Consider the following 13,074-nt stretch of genomic DNA (forward strand, 5'->3'; position numbering starts at 1 on the left):
GAGGTCGCGTTTAACTCGCTGCTTTACGATACTCATCCAGTTCGTTGAAGTTCAGATAACGGTAAATTTCTGATGCCATTGGCTGAATACCCGCCACCGCTTCCAGATACTCTGCCACTGTCGGCAGTTTACCCAGACTCGCTACTACAGCAGCCAACTCCGCAGAGGAAAGATACACATCAGCATTATTACCCAAGCGGTTCGGGAAATTACGTGTTGATGTGGATACAACCGTTGCACCATCAGCGACTCTGGCCTGATTCCCCATACACAGTGAACAGCCAGGGGTTTCGGTACGGGCGCCTACACGACCAAAGGTGCTATATACACCTTCTTCGGTCAGTTGATGTTTATCCATCTTAGTTGGTGGCGCCACCCATAATTTGACCGGCAGGCTATTCATGTTTTCCAGCACTTTACTGGCAGCACGGTAATGACCAATGTTAGTCATGCATGAACCGATGAACACCTCATCAATATCAACACCCTGCACTTCCGACAATGGTTTGACATCATCCGGGTCATTCGGGCAAGCCAGAAGCGGCTCTTTAATTTCGTTTAGATCAATTTCAATGACGGCGGCATAATCAGCATCGGCATCAGGTGAAAGCAATTGAGGATCATCGAGCCACGCTTTCATAGCATCAATTCGACGTTGCAGAGTGCGTTCGTCCCGATAACCTTCAGCAATCATCCACTCCATAAGAGAAATGTTAGATTTCAGGAATTCGATAATGGGTTCTTTATCCAGATGAACTGTACAGCCATTTGCACTTCGCTCAGCAGAAGCATCGGATAGCTCAAATGCCTGCTCGACTTTAAGATCCGGCAAACCTTCAATTTCCAGCACACGGCCGTTAAAGATATTTTTCTTACCTTTTTTCTCAACCGTTAACAGGCCTTGTTGAATTGCAGCATAAGGAATGGCATTCACCAAGTCACGCAAAGTAATACCCGGCTGCATATCGCCTTTAAAACGCACCAGCACTGATTCAGGCATATCCAGCGGCATGACGCCCAGAGCGGCGCCAAATGCAACCAAACCGGAACCTGCAGGGAAACTGATACCAATCGGGAAACGGGTGTGTGAATCACCGCCGGTACCGACTGTATCAGGCAAAATCATGCGATTCAGCCAAGAGTGAATGATGCCGTCGCCGGGACGCAATGAAACACCACCACGAGTGCTCATAAAGTCAGGTAATTCATGTTGCAGTTTAATATCGACAGGTTTCGGATAGGCTGCGGTGTGACAAAAAGACTGCATCACTAAATCGGCCGAAAACCCCAGACATGCCAGTTCCTTAAGCTCGTCTCGGGTCATCGCGCCAGTCGTATCCTGAGACCCTACTGTGGTGACCGTAGGCTCACAATAGGTGTTTGGACGTACGCCTTCAACACCACAGGCTTTGCCGACCATCTTTTGAGCTAAGGTAAAGCCTTTACCGGTATCGACTGGGTCAACCGGACGTACAAAGATATCAGATGGCTCCATACCCAGCGTTTCACGGGCTTTATCTGTCAGTCCACGTCCAATGATCAGTGGAATACGACCACCCGCTCGCACTTCATCCGCCAGAGTTGTTGGTCGCATGGTGAACTCACTGATGACGTCACCCGATTCGTTTAAGACTTTACCTTCATAAGGCAGTACAGTGATGATGTCACCGGTTTCCATGTGCTGAACGTCACATTCAATTGGCATTGCGCCTGAATCTTCAGCAGTGTTGAAGAAAATAGGTGCGATATTATTACCGAGAATGACGCCACCCTGACGTTTATTCGGCACATAGGCTACATCATGGCCCATATGCCATAACACAGAGTTAATCGCTGATTTGCGCGAGGAGCCGGTACCTACTACATCACCGACAAATGCCAGTGGATAACCTTTCTCTTTGAGTTTTTCGATTTTTTCAATGCCGTCTGGCATGCTGCTTTGCAACATCGCTTTAGCATGAAGCGGAATATCGGGACGGCTCCAGGCTTCACGTGCGGGTGATAAATCATCGGTGTTGGTTTCTCCCCCCACCTTGAATACAGTCAGCGTAATTTTATCTTCAAGCTTAGGACGCGTTGTAAACCATTCAGCTTCAGCCCAGGATTGTAAAACCCGTTTGGCATGCTCATTGGTTTCTGCTTTTTCTACTACATCATGGTATGCGTCATACACCATCACTGTTTTGCGTAATGCCAGTTCTGCGGCATCGGCTGTTGCGTCCACATCCAGCAACTCGATCAACGATTGAACGTTGTATCCACCCATCATGGTACCGAGAAGTTCAGTCGCTCTGACCTGGCTTATAAGATCGCACTGGGTTTCACCTTTAGCCACGTCAGTCAAAAACCCGGCTTTCACATAGGCAGATTTATCCACACCAGGCGGCACGCGATGAATCAGCAAATCAAGTAACGCTTCGCTGTTGTTATCGCCTTGTTTGAGAAGTTCAACTAAGGTTGAAACTTGCTCGGCATCAAGCGGTAACGGTGGCAGCCCCTCTTGAGCACGTTCTTCGACATGTGATTGATATTCGGTCAGCACAGATTTTCACCCCAAAGTTAGGAATTAAACGAAGACATTTTACCTGAAAGCATTTAGACCACGCGAACTCTGCTATAATTTTGCACAATTTTCTAACTAAGTTTCATCGGAGTTTTCATGGATTTATCCGCTTTAACCGCGATCTCACCGGTTGATGGCCGCTATGCTGGTAAGACCGAGGCTTTGCGTCCGTTTTTCAGTGAATATGGTTTATTACGAGCTCGCGTAGAAGTCGAATTACGCTGGCTGCATTTACTGGGCAACAATGCCGATATCGCGGAAGTGCCTAAGCTCAGTAAAGAAGCTGAGAATTTTATTAACGATATCATCGCTAACTTCTCTGTTGACGATGCCGCCGAAATTAAAGCCATCGAACGTGAAACCAATCACGATGTAAAAGCCGTTGAATACTTCATTAAACGCAAATTTAAAGCGAATGCCGAGTTAGATGCTGTCAGTGAGTTTGTGCATTTTGCCTGCACCTCAGAAGACATTAATAACACAGCCTACGGCATAATGTTGAAAAATGCGCGCGAGCAAGTAGTTTTGCCGGAAATGGACACGCTGATTGCCTCTATCCGAACTCTGGCTCAGGAGCATGTTAATACACCAATGATGTCACGAACGCATGGCCAACCTGCTTCACCGACAACGTTAGGTAAAGAATTAGCGAACGTCGTACAACGTCTCGAATTACAGCGCACGCACGTTGCCGCAGTATTGCTTTACGGCAAAATGAACGGCGCTGTAGGCAATTACAACGCCCATTATTCTGCCTACCCTGAAGTGGACTGGCCCATGATGGCTCACGCGTTTGTCACTGGTCTGGGGCTTCGTTGGAACCAGTACACCACCCAAATTGAACCTCATGACTACATGGCTGAATTATTTCAGGCGATGATTCGATTTAATACCGTGTTGATCGATTTCTCTCGCGATGTCTGGAGCTATATCTCGATCGGTTACTTCAAACAAAAAACTGTCAAAGGCGAAATTGGCTCATCGACAATGCCGCACAAAGTTAACCCAATCGACTTTGAAAATGCCGAAGGTAATCTGGGTATTGCCAATGCGGTATTCGACCATCTGGCATTGAAACTGCCGATTTCACGCTGGCAGCGAGATCTGACTGACTCCACGGTTTTACGCAACCTCGGCGTTGGCTTTGCCCATTCATTACTGTCTTACAGCTCTGCTTTGAAAGGTATCAGTAAACTGGACCCGGCGCCTGAAGCAATGGCGGCCGATCTCGACGCGAACTGGGAGTTATTAGCGGAGCCTATTCAGACCGTTATGCGCCGCTACGGTATTGAAAACCCATACGAAAAACTAAAGGATCTGACTCGCGGACAGCGCGTTAATAAAGAAATCATGCAGGACTTCATCGACGGGCTGGATATGCCACAGGAAGCCAAAGACAAGCTTAAAGCGATGACACCGGCTAATTATCTCGGTAATGCGGCTACGCAGGCCCAAAACATCTAACATGTCTGATCAGATTCCGACTTACGTCTATCCGGTTACATTCGACAGTCGGGATCAGGCTGCAGCCATAGCATTGGATCTAATCAAACAGGCCCGTCATGAAATATGCTTTTTCGGACCGTTGATTGATCCTGTTTTGCTAGACAACGAAGCTGTCATTGAGCAATTGAGTGAATTTGCTCGACGTAGCGCCCGCACCAGAATTCGTATTGTTGTGTTTGATACCCGAAAAAATATTTCACAGAGTCATCGTCTGATACCACTGGCACAACGCCTGACAAGTAAAATTGAGATCCATATTGCCAGCCCGAAACATCAAAAATCACATAGTATGTTTTTGTTAGTGGATACGGAGGCTTATATGCATTTTCCTAATGCAGAACGTTACGTGGGGAGAGCGGAGAATCAGGCCTTGGCAGAAGTTCGCGATAAGCAACAGAACTTTGACGAGATTTGGAACCAAAGTAAACAGGACATCAATTCAAGGCGACTGCATATATGAAAACCGGCTTTTTTTTCGCTTTCCTGTTAACTATGGCTCAAGTCAGTGCTGACACAGACATCCATACTATTAATCTCAAGCACCGGCTTGCGACAGATGTAATACCGCAAATCGAGCCATTCTTGCCCGAGACGGCGACGATACGAGCCTATGGCGATATGCTTATTCTAAAATCTGATCGTGCGACTTTAGCCAACGTTGAGCAACTGCTCAGTAAACTTGATGTTGCACAACAATCTGTAATGGTCACAGTCATGCGCAGCACCGAGACAATCCACCGCGAGCAAGGTGGTTCGACTCAGGTTCAAATTAATAGCGGGGATGATGTCAATGCATCAGTGGGAATTAACCGCTGGTCAACCCGTAATAACAACGATGACAACCAACGCTATCAAGCACGTGGTATTACTGGTCAGCCCATAAGTATCAGTCTGGGTGAAGATATTCCACAACACCAACACTTAATATTTATTGATCCCTATGGTGGTGTGTCTTTGACTGAGGATAACCGGTACATCGCCACAGAAAATGGCTTTAGAGCGGTGCCTTTCTTATTGCCTGATAACCAAGTCAGGGTTGAAATTCACCCTTTCTTCAGTAAGCTGTCGGCCGATAGTGATGCGATCCGGAGCAGTAATATTCTCACTACCGTTGTCGGTAGTATCGGGGAATGGCTTGAAATTGGCGGCATCACTGAAAATGCACAACAGCACAATGACGGCGTGACCACCTACAGTAGCCGTGGCAGCCTGCAACAAACAATCTATTTGAAAGTAGAACCATCTTCAAAATAATCCAAGAGACTTTATGGACATTAAAGAAGCGATCGTCAATAGACGTTCTGTGAAGCACTACGACCCTGAACACAAAATGACCGAGGCTGAGATCAAAGCGTTGATGGAACATGTCATTCTCTCTCCGACTGCATTCAATCTACAGCACTGGCGGTTTGTGAATGTTGTGGATAAAGAAAAACGTGAACGGATCAAAGAGGCAAGCTGGGGTCAATCACAAGTCACCGATGCTTCTGCCCTTTTTGTTGTGTGTGCTGATCTAAACGCTTGGGAAAAAGATCCGCAACGCTACTGGCGTAATGCGCCAAAGGAAGTGCAGGACTTCATGTTGCCATCTATTGAAAACTACTACACCAATCACCATCAAGGTATGCGTGACGAGAGTCTTCGCTCTGCGAGTCTGGCGTCAATGACATTGATGTTGATGGCAAAAGAAATGGGGTATGATTCCTGTCCGATGGATGGTTTTGATTTCGATAAAGTAGCACGACTGATTGATTTACCGCATGACCATATTATTGTGATGATGATTACGGTTGGAAAGAAAATACAGGATGCACGTCCCCGCGCAGGTCAGTTACCTCTTGAAGAAGTGCTGTTCAAAGACAGTTTCTGAGCGTATTAAATGACAGGTGGTGGCGCTTCAGATACACAGTTGCGCCCTTTTCTTTTTGACATGTACAGTGCTCTGTCTGCACGTTGCATAAAACTTTCAACGCCCTCGGTCGGGACATATCGTGCCAATCCAAATGACATGGTGATTTGGCCTAAGGACTCGCGTGTATCCTTACGCTGAATACGTTTCGCTGCAATTTCTTTGCGAATATTATCAGCCAGGGTTTTAGCGTTTTGCAGACTGGTATTCAACAGAATAATTGAAAACTCTTCGCCCCCATAGCGGGCAACCAGGTCACGCCCTTTTACACTGTCTTTGAGTGCATTCGAAACGACTTTTAGTACTTGGTCACCAACCAGATGACCGTGCTTGTCATTTACTTCTTTGAAAAGATCCAAATCACAAAACAAGAGACAGACATCCAGTCCGCTGCTATCGGCATCTGTAGTTACTTTAGTTACGAGTTCATCAAACGCTTTGCGATTTGCAAGACCGGTTAAGGTATCTGTTTTTGCCTCACGTTTAGATTGGTCCAGCTCTTTTTTCAATGTTTGGACTTCAGATACGGCTGTATTGAGCCGTTCTGTTAGCAACTCACCACTGGAAACGGCCTGACGTGTCTCCTCCATAACCTGCTCTACCATTTCATGTAGATCTTGCGGCGTCATATCATGCCTAATCCGCTGCAACAGTTCTGCCAGATTTGAGTTGGTTTTATCATTATGCGCTGCTGTGCTGTATACGAAACTGATAACCTCGCGCAGCAAGTTTGCCAGTTCCTGACGCATCGCGACAACTTCCATGCGGTCGTTTTCAATATTAAAAAACTGTGCGTACAGACTTTTACATTGTGCTTCCGTTAATATCGGGTTATCGGCAAGTAAAGCGCTGAGCTTTTCAGACAACGCTGCATTAGCGCCGGAGACATGCTCATACCAGACAGCGTAATTATCAGGCGTCATTGGCACGCCATGCCGTTTCATCAACGGCAAAGCCAATCGCATATTTTCTGCGGCTTTATCTGATAACTCGTTGTAATCCATTACTCACTCACCCTCGACAAGTAGCATCAACGTTTCTTATTGCCAGCAATTTTTAAGCGTAATGCATTGAGCTTAATAAAGCCTTCAGCATCTTTTTGATCATAGGCGCCCGCGTCATCTTCAAAGGTGGCGATAGACTCATCAAATAAACTATCTGTCGATGAGGCGCGACCTACAACAACAATATTACCTTTGTAGAGTTTCAGTCTGACTTCACCATTAACTGTTTTTTGTGATTCATCAATCATCGACTGCATCATCACTCGCTCAGGAGCCCACCAGTAACCGTTGTATATCATTGTCGCGTAACGCGGCATCAATTCATCCTTCAGATGAGCGACTTCACGGTCAAGCGTCAATGACTCAATGGCGCGATGCGCTTTCAGCATGACTGTGCCGGCCGGTGTTTCATAGCAGCCCCGCGATTTCATACCAACATAACGATTTTCCACAATATCCAGGCGTCCGATACCGTTTTCACCGGCAACCTTGTTCAGATAGGTCATAACCGTTGCCGGCGTCATCCGTTCGCCATTGATCGCAATAATATCTCCCTGTTCGTAGGTGAGTTCCAAATAAGTCGGCACATCAGGCGCATTTTCAGGAGACACTGACCAACGCCACATTGCCTCTTCAGGTTCTGCCCATGGGTCTTCCAGGATGCCGCCTTCATAAGAAATATGCAGCAGGTTGGCATCCATTGAATAAGGTGATTTTTTACCTTGTTTCATTTCAACCGGGATACCGTGCTGTTCAGCATAATCCAACAGTTTTTGACGTGACAATAAGTCCCATTCACGCCATGGCGCAATAACTTTGATATTCGGATTAAGCGCGTAAGCCCCCAATTCAAACCGAACTTGATCATTCCCTTTGCCGGTCGCACCGTGAGACACGGCTTCAGCACCAGTTTCACGTGCAATTTCGATCAGTCGTTTAGCAATCAACGGGCGTGCAATAGAGGTACCAAGCAGGTATTCACCTTCATAGATAGCATTGGCACGGAACATAGGGAAGACATAATCACGTGCGAACTCTTCACGTAAGTCTTCAATAAAGATTTCTTTAATGCCAAGCGCTTTCGCTTTGGAGCGAGCAGGTTCTACTTCTTCCCCCTGTCCCAGATCGGCAGTAAATGTCACTACCTCACAGTCATATTTATCTTGTAACCATTTCAAAATGACTGAAGTATCCAAGCCTCCTGAGTAGGCTAAAACGACTTTGTTAATCTTAGACATGGGTGTAATTAAATCCTGTAAAAATTGGGTTAACGCTTAGTATCGATACTCTAATAAAGGTTATCGGATGCGCATAAAATATCTTGAAAACTTAGACCAATATTGTATCAAAATCCACGTAGGGCAAGCACTTCTTTGACCGCTTGGCGCTGATTACCTTTGCAACTTATCAGTCGTGGTGCATCGAGATAACGCAATCGAAAGCCCAGTTTTCGATATAACGTTTTGACACGATCAGTAGCTTGATTAGAGAGCACTACTGGTCCCTTATGCGTGCTTAGCCATTCGGCCAGTCTTTCCTGATCGTGCCAGTTAAAGCCTTGTTGTGAATATTGATGAAATGGTGTGTCATAAGGGGGATCGGCATAAATAAAGTCAGCTCTGTCAATGTCTAACTGCTCGAAATCAACATTTCTGAATTGCCACTGTGATAGAACAGGCTGGTAATGGCTGAAATCAGTTTGATAGTTAATGGTTTTATAACGACCGAATGGTACGTTGTATCCACCTTTTTTATTAAAACGACACAAACCGTTATAGCCAGTCCGGTTCAGGTAATAAAATAACTGCGCGACAAGCTGTAATGAGGTTGGATCACCATTCAGCTGATTGAACAGTTCGCGGCAATGATAATAAGCCTTTTCATCGTTGAGCAAATCAATATCAATCTGTAACCCTGTTTGTAATTGCTTATAAAAATTGATCAATGCTGGGTTAAGATCATTCAAAAGTGCCTTTTCCGGTTTAAGGCCTAATGCCACAGAAAGACCACCACAGAAAGGCTCGACCAGACGCTGGTGCTGATGTTTTTTCCAGTACTTCTGCAACTCGTGAATTAACCAGCGCTTGCCGCCTGCCCATTTGAGTGGCGGTTTCAAGACTGTGAGTTGTTTCGTTTTGTTTACCATCCGCTTCGTCAACTCGATCTATCACACAAAAAAACGGGCATTCCCACATTTATGCAGAAATGCCCTGATTTTATTCAGCCTAGCTTTTGCCAGTAAATTGTCGCATTTATTTCGAATGCAAAGTCTTACGAGGCGGCATCAGATCCGTAATACTGCCCTCGGCCATTTCCGCCGCAAACCCCAGAGTCTCTGACAATGTGGGATGCGGGTGGATGGTAAGACCAATATCCTCAGCATCTGCACCCATTTCAAGTGCGAGAACAGCTTCAGCAATTAGTTCGCCGGCATTGGGACCAACAATACCAGCTCCGATTAGACGGCCGCTGTCTTTTTCAAATAAAGCTTTGGTCAAGCCTTCATCACGACCAAGACTCAAGCTACGGCCACTTGCAGCCCATGGGAAAGCGCCTTTGACATAATTAATACCCTGCAACTTAGCTTCGTCTTCACTCATGCCCATCCATGCCACTTCAGGGTCGGTGTAGGCAACAGATGGAATCGTCATTGGCTCAAATACCGATTTCTGTCCGGCAATAACTTCTGCAGCCACTTTACCTTCATGCGTCGCTTTGTGAGCCAGCATGGGCTGACCAACAATATCACCGATAGCAAAGATATGCGGTACGTTTGTACGCATTTGACCATTGGTAGGAATAAAACCTTGATCGGTCACAGCTACACCTGCAGCTTCAGCATTAATTAGCTTACCATTCGGCGTACGACCGACTGCAACCAAAATCTTGTCAAATGTCGCTTGCTCCGGTGCATCTTTACCTTCCAGACTCACCAGAAGTCCGTTTTTCTGTGGCTCGATTTTACTGACTTTAGTATTAAGGAAAATATTTTCGTATTTATCCTGAACTCGTTTCAATAAAGGTTTGACGATATCTTTGTCAGCACCTGGAATCAGACTGTCCTGCATTTCAACTACAGTAATTTTTGAACCTAACGCATCATAGACAGTAGCCATTTCCATACCAATGATGCCACCGCCGATAACCAGCAGTTTCTTGGGCACATCGTCCAATTCCAGGGCATCTGTTGAATCCATCATACGCGGGTCATCATGTGGGAAAACGGGTACTTCAGTTACGCGTGAACCTGCTGCAATGATGCAATTATCAAACGATATGGTTTTTTCACCCTCTTTCGCTTCAACTTTCAGTGTTTTCGGACTGGTAAAGCTACCTTCACCATGAACAATCGTCACTTTACGCTGTTTTGCCAGGCCTTTAAGCCCCCCCGTCAGCTGGTCAACCACACTGTCTTTCCAGGTAGCAAGTTCACGGATATCAATTTTCGGTTTACCGAACTTAATTCCATGGTGCCCCATTTCATCAGCTTCATTTATGATTTGAGCTGTATGCAATAACGCTTTGGAAGGAATACAACCAACATTAAGACAAACACCACCAATGCGTTCATGGCGTTCCACCATGACAACTGATTTACCCAGATCAGCGGCACGAAATGCTGCTGTGTAACCACCAGGGCCAGAGCCTAATACCAGAACATCAGCGTGGATGTCGGCATCGCCTTCTGGTGCAGCTGCAGGCGTCGGTGCAGGCGTCGTTTGAGATTGTGTTTCTTCGGCTTCTGCCGTTGCCGTTTCATCGCTGGCGCCATCTTCTGCAACTTCTATAGTCAGGATGACATCACCTTCAGCGACTTTGTCTCCGACAGCCACTTTCAGGCTACTGACTTTACCGGTTGCCGAGGAAGGAATCTCCATCGCAGCTTTGTCAGATTCGAGCGTGATGATGTCCTGATTTTCAGAGACTTCTTCACCTTCACTGACCAATACCTCGATAATTTCGACAGCATCAAAATCACCAATATCGGGGACTTTAACCTCGATCTCACTCATAGCAACACCTTCCTGATATCTGACAGCATCTGACTCAACATCACGGTGAATCGTGCGCCTGAGGCACCATCAATGACACGATGGTCATAGGAGATAGATAAAGGCAACATCAAGCGAGGCTCAAACTCTTTACCATTCCAGACAGGTTTCATACTATGTCGGCTGACACCAAGAATAGCGACCTCAGGAGCATTAACGATAGGTGTGAAGAACTGACCACCGATACCGCCCAGGCTTGAGATTGAGAACGTACCACCTTGCATATCTTTGGCACTGAGCGCACCCTCACGAGCACGTGTACTGACTTCACCCAACTCACCAGCCAGTTCCAGAAAGCCTTTCTTATCGACATCTTTAATGACAGGTACCATCAGACCATTTGGTGTATCAACAGCAACGCCTATGTTGTAATAGTTTTTCAGAATCAGGCTTTCTTTATCTTCACTCAGTGAAGCGTTAAATTCCGGATATTGTTTCAAACAAGCCACCACCGCTTTCATAATGAAAACCAGCGGAGTCAGGTTGACACCCTTCTGGGCAGCCATTTCTTTATTTTCTTTACGGAATTTATCCAGCTCAGTGATATCAGCTTCATCAAACTGAGTCACATGTGGAATATTTAACCAGCAAGCATGTAAATGCTTGCCTGAAATTTTCTTAATGCGAGACAGTTCTTGTGTCTCGATATCACCAAACTGTTCGAAATTGACAGTAGGTACAGAGGGAATCCCAGAACCACTCTGAGCAGGCGCTGCTGCAGGTGTGGTCAATGTCTGTTTCACATAACCCTGGACATCTTCTTTAGTGATACGACCTTTGACACCAGTTCCCGTCACTGAAGTCAGCACAACACCTAACTCTCGGGCAAAACGACGGACCGACGGTGACGCATGTGCACGTCTAATACCTGACTTATTATCTGGAGCATAAGGGATTGGCTCAACCAACTCCTGTTCCTGATCCGCCGCAGGTTGAGGGGCCGGTGCAGGCTTAGCTTCTTGCTTAGGCGCCTCTGGTTCAGCTTTTTCTGCTGGTGCAGACGTTTCTGCTTCTTCAGTTTGTTCCGCCGGAGCAGCATCAGCTGCTTCCAACAACGCAATAACAGTGCCTTCACTGACTTTTTCGCCAACAGCGACTTTCATCTCTTTAATGACGCCGGCCTGCGATGCGGGGATTTCCATCATCGCTTTATCAGACTCTACCGTGATGACTTCCTGATTTGCATCAATACTGTCACCCTCGGCAACCAGCACTTCAATGATTTCAACAGCATCAAAATCACCAATATCGGGTACTTTTAATTCAATCAAATCTGCCATGGTTTATGCCTTAACTGGGTTCATTGCATCTGTGTTGATGTTGTATTTTTTAATCGCATCAGCAACAACGTCATGTTTAATCTGACCGTCGTCAGCCAGTGCATTCAATGTCGCAACAACAACATGGTAACGGTCAACTTCAAAGAAGCTACGTAGTGCTTCACGGGTATCACTACGACCAAAGCCATCCGTACCCAGCACAGTGTAACGCGCCTTTACCCATGGACGAATTTGTTCAGCGTATAGACGAATATAGTCAGTCGCCGCGACCACAACACCAGACTCATCATCCAGACATGTTGAAATATGACTGCGTTTTTTCTCCGCAGTCGGGTTGAGACGGTTATAGCGATCAACGTCCTGACCGTCACGAACTAATTCATTCATGCTGGTCGCGCTCCAGACATTAGCTGAGACTTTCCAGTCTTTTTCCAGCATCTCAGCCGCCGCTTCCACTTCACGCAGAATCGTGCCACTACCCATCAGCTGTGCTTTCAGTTTGTGCTTGCCGCCTGATGTAAGTTTATACAAGCCTTTAATGATGCCTTGTTCTGCGCCTTTAGGCATTTCAGGGTGCTTGTAATTTTCATTCATTGAGGTGATGTAATAGAAAACATTTTCCTGTTTCTCATACATACGCTTCATACCGTCATGAACGATAACGGCCATTTCATAGGCATAGGTAGGATCGTAACTAACACAGTTCGGTACGGCATTTGCCATTAACAGGTTATGACCATCCTGATGTTGTAAGCCTTCG

The 13,074-nt window shown here is 46.2% G+C and carries 11 protein-coding genes; 4 read left to right on the forward strand and 7 right to left on the reverse strand.

Going from position 1 to position 13,074, the window contains the following annotated elements:
• Positions 1 to 10: 10 nt before the first annotated feature.
• Complete coding sequence (gene acnB, locus ACTF5U_RS02480) at positions 11 to 2,542, reverse strand: bifunctional aconitate hydratase 2/2-methylisocitrate dehydratase (RefSeq protein WP_438970056.1); 2,532 nt, start codon at positions 2,540 to 2,542, stop codon at positions 11 to 13.
• A gap of 117 nt (positions 2,543 to 2,659) precedes the next feature.
• Here acnB and purB point away from each other — a divergent pair, with 117 nt between their 5' ends.
• The 4 genes from purB to ACTF5U_RS02500 are packed head-to-tail and all read left to right on the forward strand — an operon-like array spanning position 2,660 to position 5,939.
• Positions 2,660 to 4,027 carry an adenylosuccinate lyase gene (purB, locus tag ACTF5U_RS02485; protein ID WP_438970057.1) on the forward strand — a complete coding sequence of 456 codons (1,368 nt, stop codon included), beginning with the start codon at positions 2,660 to 2,662 and terminating at the stop codon, positions 4,025 to 4,027.
• 1 nt (position 4,028) lies between these two features.
• Entirely contained in the window at positions 4,029 to 4,529 is a 501-nt protein-coding gene (locus tag ACTF5U_RS02490) for a hypothetical protein (protein ID WP_438970058.1), read from the forward strand.
• Positions 4,526 to 5,323, forward strand: a complete 798-nt coding sequence (locus ACTF5U_RS02495; protein ID WP_438970059.1) for a hypothetical protein — start codon at positions 4,526 to 4,528, stop codon at positions 5,321 to 5,323. The genes ACTF5U_RS02490 and ACTF5U_RS02495 overlap by 4 nt, the downstream gene beginning before the upstream one ends.
• Before the next feature lie 13 nt (positions 5,324 to 5,336).
• Positions 5,337 to 5,939, forward strand: a complete 603-nt coding sequence (locus ACTF5U_RS02500; RefSeq protein ID WP_438970060.1) for a nitroreductase family protein — start codon at positions 5,337 to 5,339, stop codon at positions 5,937 to 5,939.
• Positions 5,940 to 5,944: 5 nt separating this feature from the next.
• Here the strand turns inward: ACTF5U_RS02500 and ACTF5U_RS02505 are convergent, their stop codons facing one another.
• The 6 genes from ACTF5U_RS02505 to ACTF5U_RS02530 all read right to left on the reverse strand — a co-directional run.
• Entirely contained in the window at positions 5,945 to 6,982 is a 1,038-nt protein-coding gene (locus ACTF5U_RS02505) for a GGDEF domain-containing protein (RefSeq protein ID WP_438970061.1), read from the reverse strand.
• 26 nt (positions 6,983 to 7,008) lie between these two features.
• Entirely contained in the window at positions 7,009 to 8,220 is a 1,212-nt protein-coding gene (locus tag ACTF5U_RS02510; protein ID WP_438970062.1) for an argininosuccinate synthase, read from the reverse strand.
• 107 nt (positions 8,221 to 8,327) lie between these two features.
• Positions 8,328 to 9,128: a DNA adenine methylase gene (locus tag ACTF5U_RS02515; RefSeq protein ID WP_438970063.1), complete on the reverse strand. Its 801-nt coding sequence runs from the start codon at positions 9,126 to 9,128 to the stop codon at positions 8,328 to 8,330.
• A 106-nt stretch (positions 9,129 to 9,234) separates the two neighbouring features.
• Positions 9,235 to 10,995: a dihydrolipoyl dehydrogenase gene (gene lpdA, locus ACTF5U_RS02520; protein WP_438970064.1), complete on the reverse strand. Its 1,761-nt coding sequence runs from the start codon at positions 10,993 to 10,995 to the stop codon at positions 9,235 to 9,237.
• Entirely contained in the window at positions 10,992 to 12,314 is a 1,323-nt protein-coding gene (gene aceF / locus ACTF5U_RS02525) for a dihydrolipoyllysine-residue acetyltransferase (protein ID WP_438970065.1), read from the reverse strand. Before aceF ends, lpdA begins: the two co-directional genes overlap by 4 nt.
• 3 nt (positions 12,315 to 12,317) lie before the next feature.
• The coding region (locus ACTF5U_RS02530; RefSeq protein WP_438970066.1) for a transketolase-like TK C-terminal-containing protein at positions 12,318 to 13,074 on the reverse strand (757 nt) is incomplete at its 5' end.

Source organism: Methylophaga sp., assembly GCF_965655755.1.
Taxonomy (GTDB): Bacteria; Pseudomonadota; Gammaproteobacteria; order Nitrosococcales; family Methylophagaceae; genus Methylophaga.